The sequence below is a fragment of the Caballeronia sp. M1242 genome, assembly GCF_017220215.1.
GTDB lineage: Bacteria > Pseudomonadota > Gammaproteobacteria > Burkholderiales > Burkholderiaceae > Caballeronia.
Genome location: NZ_CP071131.1, coordinates 448,832 through 470,031 on the forward strand (window position 1 = coordinate 448,832; position 21,200 = coordinate 470,031).

Here is a 21,200-nt window from a genome sequence, read left to right on the forward strand (position 1 = left end):
CGTGTCCATTGACGTTACGCTCAGAGGGTGACAGCTTCCTGCATCGGTCGCGGCTTGCGTGTTTGCATCGGCTCGGCGTTGCGCCGGGTCCATTGCAGATAGCGCGTGTCCAGTTCGGCCATGCTCTTGCAACCCAGTAGACCGATAACGCGATCCACTTCCGTCTTCAATATGTCGATGGCGCGGTCCACGCCCGCGCGACCGCCCGCCGCGAGACCCCACGTCGTCGCGCGACCGAGGAGTACCGCATCCGCGCCGAGCGCCATCGCTTTCACGATGTCGGAGCCGCGCCGGAAGCCGCCATCGAGCATCACGGCAAGACGCCCGTTCACTTCGGCGACGACTTCGGGCAGCACTTCCAGCGCCGCCACCGATCCGTCGAGTTGCCGCCCGCCGTGATTCGATAGCACGATGCCGTCCGCGCCCACGGACACGGCGCGCGCCGCGTCTTCCGGATGAATGAGCCCCTTGATGATGAGGCGTCCCGGCCAGCGATCACGCAGCCAGCGGATATCGTTCCACGACAGCGAAGGATCGAGTTCCTTCGCGAGCGCCGATGCCGCGCCGCGCACACTGTCTTGTCCGGGCGGCAGCAGGTCCCCGAGATTCGCGAACTTCGGCATGCCGCCGGGCCAGAGCACATCCATCATCCAGCGCGGATGCGCGAGCACGTCGAGCGTATTGCGCAGATCGAGCTTCAGCGGACGCGCGTAGTTGCGCAAGTCCCATTCACGCTTGCCATAGATCGCGCTGTCGGTGGTCACGACGAGCGCCTCGACTTGCGCTTGCTTCGCGCGTTCGGCGAGCTTCGCGACGAAGTCCCGCGTGCGATACATGTAGACCTGCATCCACACGCGCCCGCCAGCGCTCGCCACCACGCGTTCGAGCGGCACCGTCGAGGCATTGCTGAGAATGAACGGGATGCCTGCGGCAGCCGCCGCGCTTGCAAGCGCGATATCGCCTTCGCGCGAGAGTAGACCGCTGAAACCCGTCGGCCCGATCATGAACGGCGCAGCGCTGCGTCGGCCGAAGAGATCGATGCCGATGTCCCGCTTCGATACATCCACCAGCGAACGCGGCCTGAAAGCGATATCCGCGAACACCGAGCGATTGCGCAGCAGCGTGGCTTCCTCTTCCGCGCCGCCTTCCACGTACTCGAAACAGAAGTTGGGCACGCGCCGCTGCGCCATGCCGCGAAGCTCCTCGATGCTGTGCGCGCGGCGCGGATCGTTACCCGTATAAAGACGACGTTGCACGACTGCTCTCCTGCTGTGCTCTGCTTATACCGGCAGCTTGCGTTGATAGTTGATGTTGAGTACCGACACCACCTGGAACACGGCCACCGCCACGAAGAACATCAACGCGAGGAAATACGAGCCCGTCGTCTGCACGATATAGCCGATGAAGATCGGCACGAAGATGCCCGCGATATTGCCGACGAAGTTCATGATGCCGTTGAGCGTGCCGGTGCGGGCGCGCGTCGCGAGCATCGCGGGCGTCGCCCAGTTGCAGCCGCCGTTCCAGCGCAGGAAAAAGAGAGCGACGCACAGCAGCGTCACGACGAGGAACGGTGTCTTCACGAACGCGACGCCGAGCATCGACAACGCGACCGCCGCCGCGCCGATGATCATCATCGAGCGATACACGAGGTTCGCACTCGCACCCGATGCCTTCCACTTGTCGGCGAGCTGACCGCCGAGCACTTCGCCCACGAAGCCGCAAAAGAAGATCAGGAACGTCGCGCCGCCCAGCGACTTCAGATCGAAGCCGTGGACCTTGAAAAGGTACGTCGGCAGCCAGGTCATCAGCCCGAAGAAGATCAGGTTGGTGCAGGTATGGCTCAGGCACATGCCCCACACGGACCGGTACGCGAAGAAGCGAAACAGCGATCCGCCCGCCGCGACCTTCGGCTCGTTCGCGTCTTCCTCGGCGTGCGCGCGCTCGATGTACGCGGCCTCTTCCTCGCTGATCGACGGATGCTCGCGCGGCGTATTGCGGATGTACCACCACGCCCACACGCCGCACAGGATCGTGCCGACGCCCGCGACCACGAAGGCCGCGCGCCACGAGCCGAGCACCGTCATCAGCGTTGCCACGACGATCGCGCCGACGCCCGAACCGAGCGCGCTGCCGCCATCCAGCAGCGCCGCGCCGCGCGTCTTTTCGTTCTGCGTGAGCCACAGCGCGTTCAGCTTGCCGCCGCCCGGATAGATCGGCGCTTCGGTCACGCCGAGGCCGAGGCGCGTCAGCAACAGCAGGAACCAGCCGGTACTGAGCGCGCCGAGCGCCTGGAAGAAGCCCCAGCCGACGGTAGCGACCGCAATCAGCGCGCGCGGCTTCAGGCGGTCCGCCAGCATGCCCGACGGAACCTGCATGAACAGATACGTCCAGAAAAAGGAGCTCAGAATGAGACCCTGCCGTTCCGGCGTCAGGTCGAACTCCTGCGAGATGGCGGGCATCGCCACCGAAAGCGCCGCCCGGTCGATATAGTTGATGGACACGAGCATCAGCAGCAGAAGGAAAATTTTCCACCGCACATTCGTCATCTTCACGGCTTGCACACGACTACTGCTCGACACATCCATTGTCCGTCTCCTAACCAGTCTTATATTTCAGACGAGCGGAATCGCTCGCTCGTCATGCTTGAGTGCTTCAGTGGCCCCAGCGCAGCACCAGCGGGTCGAGCCGGCGCGCGACTTCGAGCAAGCCTTCGCGCGTCTTCGGGTGCACGGACGCGAACGGGTGACGCACCGCGTCCGAGCCGATCACGCCGCCTTCCTTCATCAGGATCTTGCAGGCCGCGAGTCCGCACTGGCGGTTCTCGTAGTTGATGAGCGGAAGCCACTGCTGATACAGCGACGCTGCCTGTTCCTTGTCGCCGCTCGCGTAGGCATCGACGATCTTGCGGATGCCGTCCGGATAGCCGCCGCCGGTCATCGAGCCGGTCGCGCCCGCTTCGAGGTCGGGCATCAGCGTGATGGCTTCTTCGCCGTCCCACGGACCCACGACGCTATCGCCGCCGAGTTCGATCAGCTCGCGCAGCTTCGAGGCAGCCTGCGCCGTTTCGATCTTGAAGTACGCGACGTTCTCGATCTCGCGCGCCATGCGTGCGAGAAACGGCGCGGAGAGCGGCGTGCCCGCCACCGGCGCGTCCTGAATCATGATGGGAATGCCGATCGCATCCGACACCTTGCCGAAGAACTCGTAGATGCCCTTCTCGGTCACGCGGATGGTCGCGCCGTGATACGGCGGCATGATCATGACCATCGCGGCGCCCGCATCCTGCGCGGCGCGGCTGCGGCGCGCGCAGACGTCGGTGCTGAAATGCGTCGTCGTGACGATCACCGGCACGCGGCCCGCCACGTGCTCCAGCACCACGCGCATCACCGTGTCGCGCTCTTCATCGGACAACGCGAATTGCTCGGAGAAGTTCGCCAGAATGCACAGGCCGTTGGAACCGGCATCGATCATGAAGTCGACGCAGCGCTTCTGGCCTTCGAGATCGAGCTGTCCCGCCTCGTCGAAAATCGTCGGAACGACGGGAAAGACACCGCGGTATGAGGTCGTATTATTCATAGTTAGGAATGCGATGGTTAAGGGTTGAGTACGGGATAACCGGACTTCCATGCGCCTTCAGGTGATCGCGCCGATTTGCCAGGGCACGAATTCGTTCTGGCCGTAGCCGTGAATCTCGCTGCGGGTGCGCTTGCCCGATGCCGTGTCGAGCATGAGCTTGAAGAGGGCTTCGCCCATTTCCTCGATGCTCTTCTCGCCGCTCAGAATCGGGCCGCAGTTCAGGTCCATGTCTTCCTGCTGGCGGTTCCAGAGCGCGTCGTTCGTCGCGATCTTGAGCGAAGGCGACGGCGCGCAGCCGTAGGCCGAGCCGCGTCCCGTCGTGAAGCAGATGAGATTCGCGCCGCCTGCCACCTGCCCTGTCGCGGAGATCGGGTCGTAGCCGGGCGTATCCATGAACACGAGGCCCTTCGCATCCACGCGCTGCGCGTATTCGTACACTTCGACGAGATTGGTATTGCCCGCTTTCGCGATGCCGCCGAGCGACTTTTCGAGCACGGTGGTCAAGCCGCCGGCCTTGTTGCCCGCCGACGGATTGTTGTTCATCGCGGCGCGGTTGCGCGCGCAATAGTCTTCCCACCAGTGAATGCGCGCGACGAGCTTTTCGCCGACCTCGCGATTGATCGCGCGGCGCGTGAGCAGATGCTCCGCGCCGTAAATCTCGGGCGTTTCGGAGAGAATCGCGGTGCCGCCGTGCGCCACGAGCAAGTCCACGGCTGCCCCGAGCGCGGGATTCGCGGAGATGCCCGAATAGCCATCCGAGCCGCCGCATTGCAGTCCGACGATCAGGTGCGATGCCGGCACCGGCTGGCGCTCCACGCGGTTCGCGGAAGCGAGCATGCCCTTCACCACCTCGATGCCGTGCGCGACCGTCTTCGCGGTGCCGCCGGTTTCCTGGATGCTGAACGTCTGGAGAAACGGCGCTTCGCTGAGGCCCTGCGTCTCCAGAATCCGCGAGATCTGGTTGGTCTCGCAGCCGAGGCCGATCACGAGGACGCCCGCGAAGTTCGCGTGCGTCGCATAGCCGCCGAGCGTTCGCTGGAGCATCGCGAGCCCTTCGCCTTCGGGGTCCACCGCGCAGCCGGCGCCGTGCGTCAACGCGACCACGCCGTCCACGTTCGGATAAGCTGCGAGGCTCGCGGGGTTCGTGTCGAGGCGAAAGTGATCGGCAATCGCGCGGGCGACGGTCGCCGAGCAATTGACCGAGGTCAGAATGCCGATGTAATTGCGCGTCGCCACGCGGCCGTCCGGACGCACGATGCCGTCGAACGTGGCGGGCGTCTTCGCGTATTGCGTGCCGCGGGCGCTTGCGCTGAACGCGTAGTCGCGATCGAATTCGCCCATCGCGACGTTATGCGTGTGAACGTGCTCGCCCGGCGCAATGGCGCGGCTCGCGAAGCCGATGATCTGGCCGTAGCGCCGCACCGCTTGGCCTTCATCGATGGCGCGCGTCGCTATCTTGTGGCCCGGCGGAATGAGTCCGGATACGGTGATGGCTTCGTCGGGGAGCCGCGCCCCGCCGACCAGCTGCTCTCGCGCGATGACGACGTCATCGTCACGGTGCAGGCGAATAACGGGGGATCGTGGCCGGGCTTCGTCGAGCCGGCCAGTGCTGTTCTGGCTTGTGTTCTGCATGATGTGAACCCGTGACGGGTTTCTCGAGTGTCGTCTCCGAGACCGACTATACGGTTGCCGGACGCGGCATGTATATTGAATTGTTTCCATCCCCCGATCACTTCTCCTACTTGCCCGCGACTCGCCGATGAACACGGTCCAGATGCTGCTGTCGAGACTCAGAATGAAACAGCTTCAATTGCTGATTGCGCTCGACGAACACAAGTCGCTGCACAAGGCCGCGGCGGTGCTGGCCGTCACGCAGTCGGCGGCGAGCAAGGCGTTGCATGAACTGGAGGCGCTATTCGACACGCCCCTATTCGAGCGCTCGGCGAGCGGCATGCTGCCGAATCAGTACGGGCATCGCGTGATTCAATACGCGCGGCTGCTGACCACCGACTTGACGCTCTTGTGTCAGGACATCGCGGAGATTCAGTCGGGGCGCGGCGGGCGTCTTGCCATCGGCGCGATCATGGGCGCGATTCCGGCTGTCGTCGTGCCCGCGCTCGATGCGTTGCACGCGGACCAGCCGCATGTGTCGGTGGAAATCGTCGAGGACACGAGCGCGCGCATGCTGCTGCAACTCGATGAAGGCGTTCTCGATCTCGTGATCGGCAGGTCCGCGGTCAGCGAACAGCCTTCGAAATACCGCTACTGGAAGCTCGCCGACGAGCCGCTCTCGGTGGTGGTCGGCTACCGGCACGCGACCAAGTCGCGCAGCCACGTGGAGATGCGCGATCTCGCGCATTGCCGCTGGGTCACGTACCCGAGCCAGATGCCATTGCGCGAACTGCTGGAACGCGAGATGGACCTCGCCGGCGTGGCCATGCCGGCCAACACGATCTCGACCGCATCCACGTTCGTCACGGTCGCGCTGCTCAACCAGAGCAAGGACCTCGTGTCCGTGCTGCCCACCGATATCGCGAACTTCTTCGCGCAGCACAAGATGCTGCGCATTCTTCCGGTGACGTTGCGCTCGCCGTCGCAGACGTACGGCATTGTGACGCGCAAGACCGGCGTGCTCTCGCCGATGGCCGAACGCTTCATCGCGCTGCTCACGAGTCGAACGCGCGTTTCAAACGCCTCGTGACGCGACGGCGGGACCGGAGCTTGCTCGGTTCGTTCGGCCCACTGTAGACAAGCCAAGGAGCCCCGCCGTGACGCCCTTTGAGACAGCCATTCTTGTCCGACGTGAAGACCCGTGGTCGCTGGAAGCGCAGTCCCTGCTCGACGAACTGAGCGCCATGCTCGCCGTGTTTTCCGGCGACGGCGGCCAGAGCCGCTTCTCCCCGGAAGATGCGTGTTCGGCGCGCGGCGCATTCGTCGTCGCGCGAACGACGCAGGGTCTCGCGCTCGGATGCGGCGCGTTCAGGCGCTTCGATTACGGTGTCGCGGAACTCAAGCGCATTTACAGCAGGCCGAATACGCGCGGCGTGGGCAAGGCGATTCTGTCGCAGCTCGAAGCGGATGCGGCGGCCGTCGGCTATCACACGCTGCTGCTCGAAACGCGCTCGTTCAACCGGCGCGCCATTGCGTTCTATCAGCGTAACGGCTTCACGCCGACGGGCCGTTACGGCATCTACGTTCATCAGCCCGACGCCTGCTGCTTCGAGAAGACCATCGGCGTCAAGGCTGATTAGTGCGCTGCTCGCCGCGCCTCGCTTAGACGAGATTGATTTCGACGTCGATGTTGCCGCGCGTCGCCTTCGAATACGGGCAGGTTTCGTGAGCGGCATCGACGAGCGCGCGTGCCACATCGGGTTGCACGCCGGGCAGGCTCACGTTCAGTCGTGCGCCGAGCAAGTAGGCGTCGCCTGTCATGCCGAGATCCACTTCCGCATCCACGGACACGTCAGGCGGCAGCGTCACCTTGAGCTTGCGCGCCGCGAGCCCCATTGCGCCGATGAAACACGCCGACCAGCCCGCCGCGAACAGTTGCTCCGGGTTGGTGCCCTTGCCCGCGCTGCCGGGCGACGACAAGTCGATATCCAGACGGCCGTCGGAGCTGCGCGCGGTGCCGTCGCGCCCGCCGGATGTGTGGGTCTTTGCCGTGTACAGGACCTTTTCGATCTTGGACATGATTTTTTCCTCAATGAATGAAAGGCCGCTATTTAGATCGCATACGATCTAATCGGTTGCGCCATACTGCATGATCGGTTCGGGGGTGTCAATTGCATTTGCTTAAGCCGGCAATAGCCGTCTCTTGTCCCTCTCGTTCCTCTTGTTCCCCACACGCAATAGTGTTTGTCCGCCGTGGGTGTTCGCCGCGCGGCGGCGCGCGCCTACAGTGAGCCTCCATCGGATCCGTCGATTCGAACGGCAAGACAGCCGACACTCACACCGTCAGAGGCTCATCATGAATGCAAGCAAAGTGGTCATCGTCACCGGCGCGTCGCAAGGCATTGGCGCCGAAACCGTGAAGGCTTTTCGCGAACGCGGCCATCGTGTCATTGCGACTTCGCGTTCCATCGGCGAATCAGCCGACGAAAATCTCGTCACCATTGCCGGCGATATCGCCGATGCCGGCACGGCCCAGCGCATCGTCGCGACCGCCATCGAACGATTCGGGCGCATCGATACGCTGGTCAACAACGCGGGCATTTTCATCGCCAAGCCGTTCACGCAATACACGCCGGAAGACTACGCAGCGATCCAGCGCGTGAACGTGGACGGCTTCTTTCACATCACGCAGCGCGTCATCGCGCACATGCAGGAAGCAGGCAGCGGGCATATCGTCACGGTGACGACGAGTCTCGTCGATCACCCGATCAGCGGCGTGCCTTCGGTGCTCGCTTCGCTCACGAAAGGCGGCCTGAACGCGGCGACGAAATCGCTCGCCATCGAGTACGCTCGTTCGGGCGTGCGGGTGAACGCGGTATCGCCCGGCGTGATCAAATCGCCGATGCACTCCGAAAAGACGCACGCCGCGTTGTCGGCGCTGCATCCGGTGGGCCGCATGGGCGAGATGAGCGATGTAGTCAATGCGATCCTCTTTCTCGACGATGCCCCGTTCGTCACGGGCGAAATCCTGCACGTCGATGGCGGCCAGAGCGCGGGGCATTGAGTCGTCATTTCACAGGAGTCTGATATGCCTATGGTCACCATTCAGGTCACGCGCGAAGGCACGCAGCCCGGCGCGAATGCGATTACCGCCGACGAAAAGGCGCGGCTGATCGCGGGCGCGAGCCAGCTATTGCTCGACGTGTTGCACAAGCCGCTCGAAGCGACGTTCGTCGTGATAGAAGAAGTCGAACCGGATAACTGGGGCTGGGGCGGACTGCCGGTGCAGGACTACCGCAAGAAGCTCGCGGACAAGGCCGGTTGACGCTTTACTGCGGCGCTCGATCGCCGCGTGCACGCGGCAGGTGTTCGAAGAGAAAGTCGACGAACACCCTGACGCGCGACGACAGGTGGCGCGCGTGCGGATAGAGCAGGATGAACGGACGCGTGGTGCGGTAGCCGGAGAGCACTTCGATAAGACGTCCCGCGCGCAGGTCCTCTTCGACGATGAAGCGGTACGTCTGAAAGAGGCCCGCGCCCGCTCGCGCGAGCGTGACGCCCGCGAGCGCGTCTCCCGACGAGCCATAGGCGCCTCGCGTGACGATATCGGTATCGCCCGATGCATCGCGAAACGTCCAGGCGATATTGCGCCCGCTGCTCGGCCGCTCGAACTGGATGCACTCGTGCGCTGCAAGATCGCCGGGCGACTCGGGCACGCCCTTGCGCTTCAGATATGCGGGCGTCGCGACGACGACCATCTCCGCGTCTTCGAGCTTGCGGGCAATGAGCGAGGAATCGTCCGGCGCGCGGCCGCGTATCGCGAGATCGAAGCCGTCGTCCGCAAACTCGATGTTGCGGTTGCTCAGATGCGTCTCGATGCTGACATCCGGATAGCGCTCGCGAAACGCAGGCAGAAGCGGCAAGACGCGGTAATGCCCGTACGGCGTCGGCATGCTGATGCGCAGCACGCCAGCGGGCGTGGTTTGTTGCCCGGTCACTTCGCGTTCGGCATCGACCAGTTCGCCGAGCGCTTGCCGACAGCGTTCGTAGTAACGCCGGCCGGAATCGGTCAGGCGGATCTGCCGTGTGGTGCGCACGAAAAGCCGTACGCCGAGACGCTCTTCGAGCCGAGCGACCGACCGGCTCACCGCGGCCGGATTCACGCTCGCGGCATTCGCGGCGAGCGTGAAGCTTTCCAGTTCGGCAGCGAGGCAGAAGAGCTCGATACTGCCGAGCAGCAGGTCGTCGAACCTTCGTTGCATGCGTGCTCTTTTCCGGTAGGCGCCGGCGCTATGTCAGGCCGTTTCGTTGACTGAGCGGATGAGGTTCTCGCGCAGCGTGACGATCGCCTTCTGGACCTTCACGAATTCGGCGGGCTTGAGACCGGTGGCTGCGACGAGATCCATTTTGCCGCCCTTTTCCCGCAGCCGGCGCCCTTCCCTGGTCAGGCTCACGCGCACCTGACGCTCGTCGGCGGGGTCGCGCTGTCTTTGTACATAGCCCATCGCTTCGAGCTTCTTAAGGATCGGCGTGAGCGTGTTGGATTCGAGAAAGAGCTTCTCGCCGAGTCTGCCGACGGTCTGATCGTCTTCTTCCCACAGCGCGATGATGGTGATGTACTGCGTGTAGGTCAGGCCGAGTTCTTCGAGAATGGGCTTGTACGCCTTGCCGAACGCGAGATTCGCCGAGTACACGGCAAAGCAAAGAAAGTCCGACAGCGACGGTGCGCAAGACGACGGTTCCGTCGATTTCATGATGCTCTCCGGAGCGAGACTTCGATGCAGGCATTATAGATCGCGCGCGATGGAATCGCTTCCGTTGAATCCCGCATTACCCTCGAGCGGTAAGGGAAATTTCGCGCTGCGGTTTGGTCTCGTGTTACCGTACCTGCGTTCTTCGATCATACGAAGGACCCGTTCTCGGGGCGGGGTGCAATTCCCCACCGGCGGTAATCGTCCCATGCGGACGTAGCCCGCGAGCCGCTCGGCCAGGATCATCGGAAGATGGCATTGGGCGATGTCGGCAGACCCGGTTGGATTCCGGGGCCGACGGTATAGTCCGGATGAAAGAGAACAGGACGGTGCGCGCGCCTTCTTCGGGAGACGCGCGGCCGTCCTTCGCCCTGTTCACACAAACAGGCAGAAGTCCATGAACACATCCATTTTCAACGAATCACAGGCAGTACAGGCTGCGGGCGCTCGCCGTCCTCGCATTGCGTTCGTTCAGGCTTGCTGGCATCGCGATATCGTCGATCAGTGCAAGACGTCCTTTCTCCACGCAATTGAAGAACACGGCTATGCGCGCGACGACATCGATCTCTTCGAAGTCGCCGGCGCGTTCGAAATTCCGCTGCACGCGAAGCGGCTGGCGCAGAGCGGGCGCTATGCGGGCATCGTGGCGGCGGGACTGGTGGTCGATGGCGGCATCTACCGGCACGAATTCGTCGCGCAGGCGGTGATCAACGGGTTAATGCAGGTGCAGCTCGAAACCGGCACGCCCGTGTTTTCCGCCGTGCTCACGCCGCATCACTTTCATCACGGCGAGGAGCACGTCGGCTTCTTCCGCGAGCATTTCCTCGTGAAAGGCCGAGAAGCGGCGCATGCGTGCGCGGATACGATCGGCAAGCTCAGCGCGCTGGCGGTTCTGTAAGCCTCGGCGAAGTGGCGGTCATGGGCGCCCGGCCCGTGACCGCTTTGTGGATGCGGTTTCGGGAGACCGTTAGTTGCATCGGCAGGCGTAAGTAGATGTCGCTTGCAGGCCAACGCTGTATTCTTGTGACGCGAGCGGTCGAGCGCAGCCGCTCGCACGCTTGTCTTCCCCTAAACCCCGATGGCCCGACGCAACTCCCCCTCTCCGTGGACGAACTCCACGCCGCACAAGCGCAGCGGCCCATTGCGCGGCCTGTTCGCGCTGCGGCACTCGTGGAACGGCCTCGTCGTGACCTGGCGAGAGGAAAGCGCGTTTCGCCAGGAGGTCGGCCTTGCAGTCGTCCTGCTGCCGGTGGCGTTCATCGTGCCTGTGAGTGCGGCCGAGCGCGTGCTGCTGGCCGCATCGGTACTGCTCGTGTTGTTAATCGAACTGATCAATTCGAGCATCGAGGCGGCCATCGATCGCATTTCGCTCGAACGTCACGAACTCTCGCGCCGCGCGAAAGATGGCGGCAGCGCGGCCGTCACTGTCGCGCTCGTCATCTGCGTGCTGACGTGGGGCATCATCTGCGGGCCGATGGCGTGGCATTGGGCGCGCACGCTGGCATAGAGCGGCAGCACCGAGTATCAAAACTCCACGAGCGCGAAGTCGTCTTTGCCGACGTCGCAGAGGGGACAGCGCCAGTCATCCGGCACGTCGCGCCAGCGCGTACCCGGTGCAATGCCGTGTTCCGGGTCGCCCGCGGCTTCGTCGTAAATCCATCCGCAGATCAGGCAGACCCATTGGGTGAACGCGGACGCCGCGGGTTCGGGCGCGACGGCTTGCGCACTCGGACGAAGCGATTCACCGTGCACGTCTTCGTCCAGCGAGACGATGAGCGGCCCCGCCTGCGCATCGATGCCCTTTGCCAGAAACGCGCCGAGTTCGGCGTGCAGCCGCATGGCTTCCTGCGCAGTCAGATCGATCCAGTACGGATCGCCCGCGCCGTTATTCAGCCGCGCCGATGAGAACTGCAATTCGAGCGCGGCGCCCTTCTTGTACATGCCTTCGGCCTCTTAGTGATTAGCATACTCTTCGGTTTTCGGATACCGGAGAGTATCCGGATGCTAACACGAATCTTTCCGGCGCTGCCCTTACTTGCTAGTATCGGGCGTCGGCGAAATTCAACATCGAGAGGACTCGAACATGGCAAGGCTTTCGCGCGAGGAAACTCAGGCGCTTACGCGGCAGCGGTTACTGTCGGTCGCGAAAGAGCACTTCGCCCGCGATGGCTACGCCGCCGCCTCGCTCGACCGCATCGCCGACGAAGCGGGGTTCAGCAAGGGCGCGGTCTATTCGAATTTCGCGGGAAAGGACGAGCTTTTTCTCGGTGTGCTGGAAGAACACGGGCGCGTCAGTCTGGATCAGATACTGGCCGATTTGCAGGGCGCGCAGAGCATCGAGAAGGCCATCGACCGTATTGCGGCATGGGCCACGCGCAGTTCGCGGCTTGGCAACTGGCCGATGCTGATCCTCGAATACTCGCGCGTCACGAAGCCCGCGGACGCCTTTCACAAGTCGCAGGAGAAGGTGCTGCGCGCGCAGTGGAAGGCGCTCGGCGAGGTGCTGCTTCAGTTCGATCCCGAGCTCGACGTCAAGCCGGAAGTGCTCGGCGCGCTCGTGTTCGAACTGACCTATGCGCCCGCGATGAGTTTCGTCAGCAAGCCCACATCGGGCGATTTGTTGCGCACAGCGCTGCGAGGTCTCTTCGGTACGCTGCGCGCTTCCGGTTGATCCGGGCTTACCAACCCTGCGAGCCACCGGCATCGTGCTTCGTCACGGGCGAGGGCTTGCCGCTTTGCGCGCCGGACGGCATCGCGCCGCCCATGTCGCGGCTCATGCCGCTTCCCTGCCCGCCCTTCGATACCGTCCCCGGCGATACGTTCGACGATCGCTGCGTGCCGGACGCATCGGCCGATTGTCCCGCCGAAGTGCCCGCGCCGCCGGACGTGCTGCCGCCCTGTCCGTTGTTCACGCAGCCGCCTCCGCCGCAGCCGAGTCCTCCGCCGGCCGCATGGACATTGCCGGCTAATGCGAGCATCGAGCCCAGGATGATATTGCGTGTCGTTGCGTGCATGGCGACTCCTTTCTTCATCGAGGTTCATGCAGACGATGCAATCCACATGCCCCTCCGCCATGCCGAGCCGGCCAGAGCGGCCTCGCCGCGGGACTGTGGATTGCTCCTTCGCCACGCCGACATCGCAACGTGAAGCAGGAGTCCTCATGCTCGCCCATCCGTCCCCGAAGCAATGGTCGCTCGTGCGGCGCGCGTCGTGTTCTCCGGCGTGCCTCGCGAGCGTCTGCGCGAGCCTCTCGATCATCCCGCTTGCCTTCGCGACCGCGATGCACGCGATCAACGGCAGCATCGTGTTCTACGCGTTAGCACTCCTGCACGCGTGCGTCATCTGGTCGTGCTTCTTCTGGCACGCAAGGCACGCGCTGGACGGCGACATCGTGACCTTGCACGGCCAGACGCTCGTGATCCAATCGGCGCGCGGGCTCCACACGCGCACCTGGCGAATCGACGCGCGCTGGGCGGTGCTTCTCGTCACGCAGACAGGCGCGCGCACGCGCTTGTCGCTGCGCGTTGCCGGCGAGACGCTGGAACTCGGACGCTTTACCACGCAGAGCCGCCGCCTCGGATTCCTCGCCGAGTTTCAGCGCATCGCGCGCTGCGAGATGCACGCGCTGGCTCGCGAGTGACAAACCCGCACCGGACTCACCGAATTTGCAGTCGAGCATCATGGACACCTCCCTCGTTTTATTGAAGGCGACCGCGGCGCCAGGAAAGCCCGGCCGCGTGACGCTGGCCGTCGCGAATCGGAGCGACGCGCGCATCGAAATCGTACGCAGCCTGTTCGAACTGAAGCGAACGTATCGCGACGCGCGGCACGCTTTGCCGAGAGCGGGCTGGGGCTATACGGTCACCTCCGTCATCACGAAAGGCACGCTGCTCGACGCCAACGCCGAGTGGTGGGCCTGGTTCGACGGCGATACGCGCACGACCTTCGGCGGCGCCATTGCCGCGAACGCCCCGGCGCCCGCCGAGCCGCAGTTGTATCTCGCGGGGCGCATTTTCTATCGACGCACGAAAGGCGAATTGATGGAAACCGCGTTCTATCGCCGGCTGGACTATGCGGACATGTCGTTCAGCGGAATCGAGCCGCTCGATGACGCGCTCAACTACGCCGGCAAGGTGCTGATTCCCGGCGCGCTCGAAGCGCAGCATTAGGTCGGCTCGCGCCGGCACGGCGAATGCAGTGGACAACTTCCAAGGCGGGCGTGGCGGCCCTAGAATCGAACTGCGCGCAGCGCGCCCACTTCACAGGACGAGAGAATGTCGAGCACACCGGACCACGAGGACGACGATGCACGCGACGCGATGACGCGTGAAGCCCTCGAACAGCGCATTCGCACGCTGGCCTATTACATGTGGGAGGCCGAAGGCCGGCAAGCCGGCCGGGCCGACGAGTACTATCACCGCGCGCGCGAGCAGTTGAACGCGGACAATCCGGATGCGGCTCGCGAACGCTCGGTCAATTCGAAGAGCAAAGGCAAGCCGCCGTCGTGAGCACGACGGCGGGCATCGCGGGCTCTCGTGCGTTCGTTCAGAGCGCGAGCGCCTCGTGTTCGTCGACCCACGCCATCGCGCGTTCGCGTGCGAAGGCAATCGCCTCGTTTTCATCGACGAAGGCGAGATGAAACTCCATGTCGTGCGATTCGAGGTCGTCGCCTTCGTTCGCGGGCGGCATATAGATGCGCGCATTGCCGACGATGCTTCCGTCCTCGATGCTCGCCGACGTGTGAATCTTGCATGAACGATACTCGAATTCCATGGTGTGCCTCCGCGTATGGGTGTGATGTTTGAAGGAGGGCACAGCATGTAGCGTGCCGCGCGCGGCGCTCGCGCGTTGCAGACGAAAATCGGATAATGCGGGCCGGCGCTTCACCATCAGCCACAATCGACCACAACCGACCACAACCGACCACAACCACACTCAACACCTATGCGTATTCCGCCGCTCAAGGCCATCGTCGCGTTCGAAAGCGTCGCGCGCACGAAAAGCGTGAATCGCGCGGCAGAGGAGATGGGCTTGTCGGCGTCGGCGGTGAGCCATCAGATCGCGAATCTGGAAGGCATCATCGGGCAGCCGCTCTTTCAGCGTTCCGGACGAGGCCTCGTGCTCACGCCCGCCGGCGAACGCTATCTATCCGACGTCACCGGGCTGCTCGCGGACCTCAGCCGCGCGACCGAGCGCGCATCGAGCCAGAAGGAAGTGGACATTCTGCGCGTGCATTCCAGCCCGAGCTTCGGGCTCATGTGGCTCTTGCCGCGCCTGTCGTCGTTTCAGGAGGACAACGGCGATATCCAGCTCAATCTCGCGTGCTCGTACGAGAACGTGTCGTTCTCGAACGGCTATTACGACATCGACATTCGCCACGGCTACGGCAACTGGACCAATCTCGAAGTGCGGACCTTGCGCGGCGAGTTCATCGCGCCGCTCGCCTCGCCGAAGTACCTCGAACGCCATCCCGTGAAGACGCCGGACGACCTGCTCTCGCATCGTCTGATCTATTCGGAGACGCCGCTCGTGCAGTGGAAGCAATGGTTCGGCAGAACCGGCGTGTCCGCGCCGCAGAAGACTTTCGACTTCTCGTTCGACCGCTCGTACATGTCGATCGAAACGGCGGCGCTCGGGCTCGGCATCGCGCTCGAAAGCCTGATGCTCGCGTCCGTCAAGATCAGCGAAGGCGTGCTCGTGCCGGTGTTCGACGCGAGCTTCGCGGTCGAAGTCGGCGCGCATCATCTCGTCTATCCGAGCCAGAACGCCGACCTGCCGCGCGTCGAGCGGTTCCTCGCATGGATCGAGCGCGAGGCCGCGCGCGACATTCAGCCCGCGCGCTAGCCTCGCCGGTACCGCTTACGCCGACAGCGCGGGATCGCTCATGCTGTCGCAACCGGTCTCGACGTGCCCCGCGAAACGGCGCGCGAACGCGCTGTCCGTATCCACCGTCACCCGCACGTCGTACCAGCCGTGCGACGCGCGCAGGTCCAGATACAACTGCGCGGTCTCGCCGCCCGCCACGCGCCGCGTCACGGTCTTCGAAGGCTCGTAGTCGTTCGTCACGCTGAACGTGCACGGCCCGCTGCCGTTGTTCTTCAGGCGCAGTTGCAGATTGCCGTTCGCGACGTCGTAGCCTTCGGCGACTTCGGGCAGCGCCTCTTCGCGCGACCACCCGCTATGCGATGCCGTCGCCTTGCCCGCCACCCGGCGCAGGAACCCGTTCGGCCCGTGCACGACGAAGTCGTAGCTGCCGTCGGCGTTCGTCGCGAGGTGATCGGCGAGGCGCTTGTTGGCCTCCACCGTGTAGGTGCGCGGCGCATCCGTGCTGCCCTGCCGATACAGCAGGAACACCGCGCCCGCCGCGCCCGTATTCACGAAGTCAAAGGCCACCGTGCGCTGGCTCGCGTTCGCGTGCGTGCGCACGAAGAGTTCGTACGGCAGCGCGCGGGCGGGACGAACGCCCGGCTCCTGCTTCGGCATCGCGCCGACGACGGGCGGCACCGGCACGTAGTCGGGATGGCGCGCCTTGTCGGGCGGCGCGTACGACGACGTGCCCGGCAGCGTCGGCAGGCCGCGATTCGGATTGCGGAAGTCGAACGCGGAGGTCAGGTCGCCGCAAATCGCGCGGCGCCACGGCGTGATGTTCGGCTCCGGAAGCCCGTGCGACGCGCCGAAGCGCTTCTGAATGAAGCGGATGACCGAGGTGTGGTCGAACGTTTCGGAGCACACCCAGCCGCCGCGCGACCACGGCGACACGACGATCATCGGCACGCGCGCGCCGAGGCCGTACGGACCCGCCGCGTACTTCTGGCTGCCGGGGAAAATTTCGAGGCTGGTATCGACGGTCGAGAGGCCGTTCGCGCTCGATGTCGGCGGAAACGGCGGCACGATGTGATCGAAGAAGCCGTCGTTCTCGTCGTAGTTGATGAGGAGCGCCGTCTTGCTCCAGATGTCCGGGTTGGAGGTGAGCACCTGCAACACCTGATCGACGTACCACGCGCCGTAGTTCGCCGGCCAGTTCGGATGCTCCGAGTACGCTTCCGGCGCGACGATCCACGAGACCTGCGGCAGCGTCCCCGCCTGCACGTCTTGCCTCAGCTTCGTGAAGTAGTCTTCACCCGCCGCGGCGTTGGTGCCGCGACGCGCCTTTTCGTAGAGCGGGCTGCCCGGCTGCGCGTTCTGATACTGCGTGAAGTAGAGCAGCGAGTTGTCGCCGTAATTGCCGATGTACGGGTCCTGCGTCCAGCCCCACGAGCCCTTCGCGTCGAGCCCCGTACCGATGTCCTGATAGATCTTCCACGAGATGCCCGCGCGCTCCAGCACTTCGGGGAACGTGGACCAGCCATAGCCCGCTTCCGCGTTGTCGACCACCGGACCGCCGCCCTTGCCGTCGTTGCCCACGTAGCCGGTCCACATGTAGTAGCGGTTCGGATCGGTCGACGTGTTGGTCGAGCAGTGGTAGGCGTCGCAGATCGTGAAGGCATCCGCGAGCTGATAGTGGAACGGGATGTCGTCGCGCTTCAGGTACGCCATCGTCGTCGTGCCCTTGAACGGCACCCATTGATCGTAGCGGCCGCCGTTGAACGCGCCCTGGCCGCTCACCCAGTCGTGCGGCAGGTCTTGCAGAAACTGCATCCCGAGGTTGGATGCGCCCGGATGAAACGGCAGCACGTCGCCCGCGCCGGTGGCAATCGGCTGGTGATACACCGTCTTGCCGTTCGCGAGCCGCACGGCGCGGGTATCGCCGAAACCGCGCACGCCGCGCAACGTGCCGAAGTAGTGATCGAAGGAGCGGTTTTCCTGCATCAGCACGACAATGTGCTCGATATCCTCGATCGAACCGTGACGGTTGTTCGCGGGAATGGCGAGCGCCTGGCGAATGCCGAGCGGAACGATATTGAGTGCGGTGGCCGCGCCGGCGGTCTGCATGGCCGCGCGCAGGAAGTCACGTCTGTTATGGGTTGTCATCCGTGTGCCTGGGGAAGAGAGGGAAGGCGTCAGTCGACCGTGTGAATGACCGGCGGCGCGAGCGCATCGGACGATGCCTGCGCCGAGACGGCCTGCGCGGACTGCGCTTGCGACGGACGGGGCGCGCCGGTGGACGTGGCCGAGATCGCCCAGTTCTCCAGTTCGCTCGTTCCCGCGGTCGCGGCATCCGCTTGCGCGCTCGCGCGTGCGGGCGCGGCCGCGGCAGGGTCGACTGCCGTATCGCTATTGGTGTTGCTGTTGCTGTTGCTGTTGCAGCCGCCAACGGTTGCGCACGCGAATACGGCGATGCCCGCCGCTACGTGGCGGCGTCTTTCGGCTCTCTTCATGCGTCCTCTCGGGCAAGTGGGCAGTTGCACTCAGCGCATGAAAGCGTATCGGGGGGATGTGTAAGCAATGTGACCGGCGCGCGCGGGCCGGCGCATGGCGACCGCAAGGCGATGCGGCGTTTAGCTAGCCGCGGTCTGTTCGGTGTCTGCGGCGGCGCCGGTGTCCGTGGCAGTCGACCGCTCGACGGGCACGCGCACGGCGGATTCCCACCGCTCATAACCGCATGCCTCGCACGGCCGGTCCGGACGCTCGTCCGACTGCACCGTGACGCCGCAGCTCCAGCACGAGAAATAGCCCTTCGCGCCGATGGCGTCGAGCAGCGACCGCTCCATGTCCGGCCGCACCGTGAGCCCCGGCAAAGGCTCCTTTCGCCACACGATGCTGATGGACCCGGACGCCTCCATGTACACGCGGCGCAGTTGCCCAAGATGCGCGACGTTCGCCGCCCTCAACTCGGAAGCGAGCATCTCGCGCGAGACCTGGCTGGCCTTCAGTTCATCGAGCAGTATGCGGCCGTCTTTCACGAGGATCGTGACGTCGCCCTGCTCCAGCACTTCGAACCTGCGCCAGCGCAGCCCCGCCCTCGCGCTGAGGCGTTGTAGCGCGACCACCGCCAGCAGCACGACGGCGGCCGGCAGCACGCCTTGCGACGACACCTGAATCGGCACGCCGATCGCCGCGCCCAGCATCAGAATGACGGCGAGTTCCGTGATGCTCAATTGCGCCGCGACGCGCTTGCCCATCATGCGCATGGCGACGAGCAGCATCAGATACATGACCACCGCTCGCGGTATGACTTCGACGAGAAAAGCCCACGGCCCGTCGCCGATCAGCAGTCGCTCGATGAATGGCATCAGCGCTCCACTTCCGTCACGGCGTACGTCCACTCGCGCGATCCGCAGTTGTCGCAGCGCAGATCGCCGGCGTGGCCGCTCTCCTCGGTCTTCACCGTATTGCCGCAATGCAGGCACGCGGAGCAGCCCGGCACGCGGGCTTCGTCGCGCAATTCCTCGTCGATGGCGGGCAGCACCGACAAGCCCGGCTTCGCGGGCCGCGCGGGGATGAACGAGAACGCGCCGGAAGGCTCCATGTACAGGCGGCTGATCTGGCCGAGATGCTGCCAGCCCGCGAGCCGCATCGCTTCGTAGACCTTCTCGCGGGGCATCGCGGCGCGCGCCAGCTCGGCGTGTTCGAGCCGCCCTTCGCGGGCGAGCAGCGTGACATCGGTCGATATCATCGTCTCCACGCGCCGGTGCGTGATGCCCGCCGCCGCGATGACGCGCTGAAGCGCGACCGCGACGAGCGCGATCAGAAACGGCGGCAGCATGCCGCGATTCGCGGCCTGCAACGGCACGCCGATGGCCGCCGCAAGCGTCACGACGATCGAGATTTCGAAGAGCGTGAACTGCGCGGCGACGCGCCGGCCCAGCAAGCGCATCGCGATGACGAGCAGCACGTAAGTCGCGCAGGTTCTGAGCAGCACTTCCAGCAGAAAGTGCCATGACGCGTTGCCGAACAGGAAGCGATGCCAGTCGGTCAGTCTGAACGGAGGGGATTGCAAAGCGGCACCTGACAGCATGTCGAGTGCGAAGCATCGCGCATTCAGCGTGCCTGATGCGCGCGCGACACAAAGTCTTCACAGCGGCAGGCACATCTTGTGCGATGCACGAGAAAAGCCCGCGCGACACTATCCCGCAAGACGATTCATGCCCAAGCCATCCAAGCAAAAAGTACCCGAATTCGAGAGCCGGCAGGAAATACTCACGGCCCGACGCAATGCCAAGATGGCCCGCTCGACGCACGCCTATGTGCGCGGTAACACGTCCAAGTTCTACGACTGGCTGGAACAGGCCGAGATACGCGGCTTGCCGCAAGGCCCGGCCATCTGGATTTGCGGCGACTGCCACACCGGCAATCTCGGCCCTGTGGCGGACGCCAACAAGCGCATCGAGATTCAGATACGCGATCTGGACCAGACGGTCATCGGCAATCCGGTGCATGACCTGATCCGGCTCGGCCTCTCGCTCGCGACCACGGCGCGCGGCTCGGCGCTGCCGGGCGTCACGACCATCAACATGATCGAAGCGCTGTTCGAAGGCTACGCGCTCGCGTTCGACAGCGACGCCGACAGCGACGCCGACGACCTCTGCCGCAAGCCCGAAGTCGTGCGCGTGGTGATGCGCGAAGCGGTGCGCCGTTCGTGGAAGCATCTGGCGCTCGAACGTCTCGACGACACGCAGCCGACCATTCCGTACGGAAGCCGCTTCTGGCCCGTCAACAAGGACGAGCGCGCGGAGATCGAAGCGCTCTTCCAGAAGGAGACGCTCGCCAAGCTCGCGACGAGCCTGCGCGGTCGTCCGGATACCGGCAAAGTCACCGTGCTCGACGCCGCCTATTGGGTGAAAGGCTGCAGTTCGCTCGGGCGCCTGCGTTACGCGGTGCTGCTCGATGTGGACGGCGGCGTCGTCGAAGGCGACGACCTGTGCCTCATCGACATCAAGGAAGGCGTGAAGGCCGCCGCGCCGCGTTATCCTGGCACGAACATGCCGCGCGACAACGCCGAACGCGTGGTCGAAGGCGCGCGCAACCTGTCGCCGCATCTCGGCGAGCGCATGCGATCCGCGACCTTGCAGGGACGTCCCGTGATTTTGCGCGAACTGCTGCCGCAGGACCTGAAGCTGGAGATCGAACACATCGGGCCAACGGAAGCGATGGAAGTGGCGCGCTATCTCGCGTTCGTCGTCGGTCAGGCGCACGCCCGGCAGATGGACCGCGCCACGCGCAAGAGCTGGCTCGCCGAACTGAAGCGCACAAAACCGAAGTCCATCGACGCGCCGTTGTGGCTGTGGAGCAGCATCGTGGAACTGGTCGGCAGTCACGAGGTCGGCTATCTCGAACACTGCCGGCGCTACGCGCTCGCGGCGGCCTGACGCGCGCCCGGGC

At 64.6% G+C, this 21,200-nt stretch carries 26 protein-coding genes and 1 riboswitch; of the genes, 12 read left to right on the forward strand and 14 right to left on the reverse strand.

Annotated elements, in window-relative coordinates:
* Positions 1 to 20: 20 nt before the first annotated feature.
* From JYK05_RS21480 to JYK05_RS21495, 4 genes are all read right to left on the reverse strand, one after another.
* Complete coding sequence (locus JYK05_RS21480) at positions 21 to 1,256, reverse strand: alpha-hydroxy acid oxidase (protein WP_206470485.1); 1,236 nt, start codon at positions 1,254 to 1,256, stop codon at positions 21 to 23.
* A gap of 24 nt (positions 1,257 to 1,280) precedes the next feature.
* Positions 1,281 to 2,585 carry an MFS transporter gene (locus JYK05_RS21485; protein ID WP_206470486.1) on the reverse strand — a complete coding sequence of 435 codons (1,305 nt, stop codon included), beginning with the start codon at positions 2,583 to 2,585 and terminating at the stop codon, positions 1,281 to 1,283.
* Positions 2,586 to 2,652: 67 nt separating this feature from the next.
* Entirely contained in the window at positions 2,653 to 3,576 is a 924-nt protein-coding gene (locus tag JYK05_RS21490) for a dihydrodipicolinate synthase family protein (protein ID WP_175943592.1), read from the reverse strand.
* A gap of 57 nt (positions 3,577 to 3,633) precedes the next feature.
* A complete protein-coding gene (locus JYK05_RS21495) occupies positions 3,634 to 5,208 on the reverse strand; it encodes a UxaA family hydrolase (RefSeq protein WP_206470487.1) in 1,575 nt (524 codons plus the stop codon).
* 163 nt (positions 5,209 to 5,371) lie between these two features.
* On the opposite strand from JYK05_RS21495, the gene JYK05_RS21500 reads away from it, so the two are divergent.
* Both JYK05_RS21500 and JYK05_RS21505 read left to right on the forward strand, forming a co-directional pair.
* The gene (locus JYK05_RS21500) at positions 5,372 to 6,277 is read left to right on the forward strand and encodes a LysR family transcriptional regulator (protein WP_241270080.1); all 906 of its coding nucleotides are present in this window, start codon (positions 5,372 to 5,374) and stop codon (positions 6,275 to 6,277) included.
* Positions 6,278 to 6,344: 67 nt separating this feature from the next.
* Entirely contained in the window at positions 6,345 to 6,827 is a 483-nt protein-coding gene (locus JYK05_RS21505; protein WP_241270081.1) for a GNAT family N-acetyltransferase, read from the forward strand.
* A gap of 22 nt (positions 6,828 to 6,849) precedes the next feature.
* On the opposite strand, the gene JYK05_RS21510 is transcribed toward JYK05_RS21505, so the two are convergent.
* Positions 6,850 to 7,266 (reverse strand): organic hydroperoxide resistance protein, encoded by a 417-nt coding sequence (locus JYK05_RS21510; protein WP_206470488.1) that lies wholly within the window; start codon positions 7,264 to 7,266, stop codon positions 6,850 to 6,852.
* Between the two features lie 277 nt (positions 7,267 to 7,543).
* On the opposite strand from JYK05_RS21510, the gene JYK05_RS21515 reads away from it, so the two are divergent.
* Both JYK05_RS21515 and JYK05_RS21520 read left to right on the forward strand, forming a co-directional pair.
* Positions 7,544 to 8,251, forward strand: a complete 708-nt coding sequence (locus JYK05_RS21515; protein WP_206470489.1) for an SDR family NAD(P)-dependent oxidoreductase — start codon at positions 7,544 to 7,546, stop codon at positions 8,249 to 8,251.
* Between the two features lie 24 nt (positions 8,252 to 8,275).
* On the forward strand, positions 8,276 to 8,512 hold the full coding sequence (locus JYK05_RS21520; protein ID WP_206469697.1) for a 4-oxalocrotonate tautomerase family protein: 237 nt from the start codon (positions 8,276 to 8,278) through the stop codon (positions 8,510 to 8,512).
* Positions 8,513 to 8,516: 4 nt separating this feature from the next.
* Here JYK05_RS21520 and JYK05_RS21525 read toward each other — a convergent pair whose 3' ends face one another.
* Both JYK05_RS21525 and JYK05_RS21530 read right to left on the reverse strand, forming a co-directional pair.
* Positions 8,517 to 9,449 carry a LysR family transcriptional regulator gene (locus tag JYK05_RS21525; RefSeq protein WP_206469699.1) on the reverse strand — a complete coding sequence of 311 codons (933 nt, stop codon included), beginning with the start codon at positions 9,447 to 9,449 and terminating at the stop codon, positions 8,517 to 8,519.
* 33 nt (positions 9,450 to 9,482) lie between these two features.
* Complete coding sequence (locus JYK05_RS21530) at positions 9,483 to 9,941, reverse strand: MarR family winged helix-turn-helix transcriptional regulator (RefSeq protein WP_206469701.1); 459 nt, start codon at positions 9,939 to 9,941, stop codon at positions 9,483 to 9,485.
* Between the two features lie 157 nt (positions 9,942 to 10,098).
* A riboswitch (FMN riboswitch) is annotated at positions 10,099 to 10,265 on the forward strand.
* Positions 10,266 to 10,335: 70 nt separating this feature from the next.
* Here JYK05_RS21530 and JYK05_RS21535 point away from each other — a divergent pair.
* Both JYK05_RS21535 and JYK05_RS21540 read left to right on the forward strand, forming a co-directional pair.
* Positions 10,336 to 10,836 carry a 6,7-dimethyl-8-ribityllumazine synthase gene (locus tag JYK05_RS21535; RefSeq protein ID WP_206469703.1) on the forward strand — a complete coding sequence of 167 codons (501 nt, stop codon included), beginning with the start codon at positions 10,336 to 10,338 and terminating at the stop codon, positions 10,834 to 10,836.
* A gap of 180 nt (positions 10,837 to 11,016) precedes the next feature.
* The gene (locus tag JYK05_RS21540) at positions 11,017 to 11,445 is read left to right on the forward strand and encodes a diacylglycerol kinase (protein ID WP_206469705.1); all 429 of its coding nucleotides are present in this window, start codon (positions 11,017 to 11,019) and stop codon (positions 11,443 to 11,445) included.
* Positions 11,446 to 11,462: 17 nt separating this feature from the next.
* Here the strand turns inward: JYK05_RS21540 and JYK05_RS26605 are convergent, their stop codons facing one another.
* Complete coding sequence (locus JYK05_RS26605) at positions 11,463 to 11,879, reverse strand: rubredoxin (RefSeq protein WP_175943612.1); 417 nt, start codon at positions 11,877 to 11,879, stop codon at positions 11,463 to 11,465.
* 142 nt (positions 11,880 to 12,021) lie between these two features.
* Here JYK05_RS26605 and JYK05_RS21550 point away from each other — a divergent pair, with 142 nt between their 5' ends.
* On the forward strand, positions 12,022 to 12,609 hold the full coding sequence (locus tag JYK05_RS21550; RefSeq protein WP_206469707.1) for a TetR/AcrR family transcriptional regulator: 588 nt from the start codon (positions 12,022 to 12,024) through the stop codon (positions 12,607 to 12,609).
* Positions 12,610 to 12,616: 7 nt separating this feature from the next.
* On the opposite strand, the gene JYK05_RS21555 is transcribed toward JYK05_RS21550, so the two are convergent.
* A complete protein-coding gene (locus JYK05_RS21555; RefSeq protein ID WP_175943616.1) occupies positions 12,617 to 12,952 on the reverse strand; it encodes a hypothetical protein in 336 nt (111 codons plus the stop codon).
* A 146-nt stretch (positions 12,953 to 13,098) separates the two neighbouring features.
* Between JYK05_RS21555 and JYK05_RS21560 the strand changes: the two genes are divergently transcribed.
* The 3 genes from JYK05_RS21560 to JYK05_RS21570 all read left to right on the forward strand — a co-directional run bounded on the left by JYK05_RS21560 (position 13,099) and on the right by JYK05_RS21570 (position 14,446).
* A complete protein-coding gene (locus JYK05_RS21560) occupies positions 13,099 to 13,578 on the forward strand; it encodes a DUF2244 domain-containing protein (RefSeq protein WP_206469708.1) in 480 nt (159 codons plus the stop codon).
* 40 nt (positions 13,579 to 13,618) lie between these two features.
* Positions 13,619 to 14,107 (forward strand): hypothetical protein, encoded by a 489-nt coding sequence (locus tag JYK05_RS21565; protein WP_175943620.1) that lies wholly within the window; start codon positions 13,619 to 13,621, stop codon positions 14,105 to 14,107.
* 105 nt (positions 14,108 to 14,212) lie between these two features.
* Complete coding sequence (locus tag JYK05_RS21570; RefSeq protein ID WP_241270023.1) at positions 14,213 to 14,446, forward strand: DUF2934 domain-containing protein; 234 nt, start codon at positions 14,213 to 14,215, stop codon at positions 14,444 to 14,446.
* A gap of 37 nt (positions 14,447 to 14,483) precedes the next feature.
* Here the strand turns inward: JYK05_RS21570 and JYK05_RS21575 are convergent, their stop codons facing one another.
* The gene (locus JYK05_RS21575) at positions 14,484 to 14,711 is read right to left on the reverse strand and encodes a hypothetical protein (RefSeq protein WP_206469710.1); all 228 of its coding nucleotides are present in this window, start codon (positions 14,709 to 14,711) and stop codon (positions 14,484 to 14,486) included.
* 171 nt (positions 14,712 to 14,882) lie between these two features.
* Between JYK05_RS21575 and JYK05_RS21580 the strand changes: the two genes are divergently transcribed.
* Positions 14,883 to 15,782, forward strand: a complete 900-nt coding sequence (locus tag JYK05_RS21580) for a LysR substrate-binding domain-containing protein (protein WP_206469712.1) — start codon at positions 14,883 to 14,885, stop codon at positions 15,780 to 15,782.
* Positions 15,783 to 15,797: 15 nt separating this feature from the next.
* Here the strand turns inward: JYK05_RS21580 and JYK05_RS21585 are convergent, their stop codons facing one another.
* The 4 genes from JYK05_RS21585 to JYK05_RS21600 all read right to left on the reverse strand — a co-directional run bounded on the left by JYK05_RS21585 (position 15,798) and on the right by JYK05_RS21600 (position 19,818).
* Positions 15,798 to 17,909, reverse strand: a complete 2,112-nt coding sequence (locus tag JYK05_RS21585) for a phosphocholine-specific phospholipase C (protein WP_206469714.1) — start codon at positions 17,907 to 17,909, stop codon at positions 15,798 to 15,800.
* A 29-nt stretch (positions 17,910 to 17,938) separates the two neighbouring features.
* Positions 17,939 to 18,256, reverse strand: coding sequence for a hypothetical protein (locus tag JYK05_RS21590; protein WP_206469716.1), 318 nt, complete (start codon positions 18,254 to 18,256; stop codon positions 17,939 to 17,941).
* Between the two features lie 120 nt (positions 18,257 to 18,376).
* A complete protein-coding gene (locus JYK05_RS21595; protein WP_206469718.1) occupies positions 18,377 to 19,111 on the reverse strand; it encodes a DUF421 domain-containing protein in 735 nt (244 codons plus the stop codon).
* Positions 19,111 to 19,818 (reverse strand): YetF domain-containing protein, encoded by a 708-nt coding sequence (locus tag JYK05_RS21600; RefSeq protein WP_241270024.1) that lies wholly within the window; start codon positions 19,816 to 19,818, stop codon positions 19,111 to 19,113. The genes JYK05_RS21595 and JYK05_RS21600 overlap by 1 nt, the downstream gene beginning before the upstream one ends.
* 145 nt (positions 19,819 to 19,963) lie before the next feature.
* Here JYK05_RS21600 and JYK05_RS21605 point away from each other — a divergent pair, with 145 nt between their 5' ends.
* Positions 19,964 to 21,187 (forward strand): DUF2252 domain-containing protein, encoded by a 1,224-nt coding sequence (locus JYK05_RS21605; RefSeq protein WP_175943634.1) that lies wholly within the window; start codon positions 19,964 to 19,966, stop codon positions 21,185 to 21,187.
* Positions 21,188 to 21,200 lie beyond the last annotated feature (13 nt).

Bases quoted from the DNA above. Each gene is read 5' to 3' on its own strand.
- JYK05_RS21560 (WP_206469708.1), top strand. From the start codon at position 13,099: ATGCTCGCCCATCCGTCCCCGAAGCAATGGTCGCTCGTGCGGCGCGCG.
- JYK05_RS21580 (WP_206469712.1), top strand. From the start codon at position 14,883: ATGCGTATTCCGCCGCTCAAGGCCATCGTCGCGTTCGAAAGCGTCGCG.
- JYK05_RS21485 (WP_206470486.1), bottom strand. From the start codon at position 2,585: ATGGATGTGTCGAGCAGTAGTCGTGTGCAAGCCGTGAAGATGACGAAT.
- JYK05_RS21570 (WP_241270023.1), top strand. From the start codon at position 14,213: ATGTCGAGCACACCGGACCACGAGGACGACGATGCACGCGACGCGATG.
- JYK05_RS21495 (WP_206470487.1), bottom strand. From the start codon at position 5,208: ATGCAGAACACAAGCCAGAACAGCACTGGCCGGCTCGACGAAGCCCGG.
- JYK05_RS26605 (WP_175943612.1), bottom strand. From the start codon at position 11,879: ATGTACAAGAAGGGCGCCGCGCTCGAATTGCAGTTCTCATCGGCGCGG.
- JYK05_RS21490 (WP_175943592.1), bottom strand. From the start codon at position 3,576: ATGAATAATACGACCTCATACCGCGGTGTCTTTCCCGTCGTTCCGACG.
- JYK05_RS21510 (WP_206470488.1), bottom strand. From the start codon at position 7,266: ATGTCCAAGATCGAAAAGGTCCTGTACACGGCAAAGACCCACACATCC.
- JYK05_RS21555 (WP_175943616.1), bottom strand. From the start codon at position 12,952: ATGCACGCAACGACACGCAATATCATCCTGGGCTCGATGCTCGCATTA.
- JYK05_RS21550 (WP_206469707.1), top strand. From the start codon at position 12,022: ATGGCAAGGCTTTCGCGCGAGGAAACTCAGGCGCTTACGCGGCAGCGG.
- JYK05_RS21540 (WP_206469705.1), top strand. From the start codon at position 11,017: ATGGCCCGACGCAACTCCCCCTCTCCGTGGACGAACTCCACGCCGCAC.
- JYK05_RS21595 (WP_206469718.1), bottom strand. From the start codon at position 19,111: ATGCCATTCATCGAGCGACTGCTGATCGGCGACGGGCCGTGGGCTTTT.
- JYK05_RS21535 (WP_206469703.1), top strand. From the start codon at position 10,336: ATGAACACATCCATTTTCAACGAATCACAGGCAGTACAGGCTGCGGGC.
- JYK05_RS21530 (WP_206469701.1), bottom strand. From the start codon at position 9,941: ATGAAATCGACGGAACCGTCGTCTTGCGCACCGTCGCTGTCGGACTTT.
- JYK05_RS21590 (WP_206469716.1), bottom strand. From the start codon at position 18,256: ATGAAGAGAGCCGAAAGACGCCGCCACGTAGCGGCGGGCATCGCCGTA.
- JYK05_RS21500 (WP_241270080.1), top strand. From the start codon at position 5,372: ATGAAACAGCTTCAATTGCTGATTGCGCTCGACGAACACAAGTCGCTG.
- JYK05_RS21520 (WP_206469697.1), top strand. From the start codon at position 8,276: ATGCCTATGGTCACCATTCAGGTCACGCGCGAAGGCACGCAGCCCGGC.
- JYK05_RS21575 (WP_206469710.1), bottom strand. From the start codon at position 14,711: ATGGAATTCGAGTATCGTTCATGCAAGATTCACACGTCGGCGAGCATC.
- JYK05_RS21565 (WP_175943620.1), top strand. From the start codon at position 13,619: ATGGACACCTCCCTCGTTTTATTGAAGGCGACCGCGGCGCCAGGAAAG.
- JYK05_RS21585 (WP_206469714.1), bottom strand. From the start codon at position 17,909: ATGACAACCCATAACAGACGTGACTTCCTGCGCGCGGCCATGCAGACC.
- JYK05_RS21515 (WP_206470489.1), top strand. From the start codon at position 7,544: ATGAATGCAAGCAAAGTGGTCATCGTCACCGGCGCGTCGCAAGGCATT.
- JYK05_RS21605 (WP_175943634.1), top strand. From the start codon at position 19,964: ATGCCCAAGCCATCCAAGCAAAAAGTACCCGAATTCGAGAGCCGGCAG.
- JYK05_RS21525 (WP_206469699.1), bottom strand. From the start codon at position 9,449: ATGCAACGAAGGTTCGACGACCTGCTGCTCGGCAGTATCGAGCTCTTC.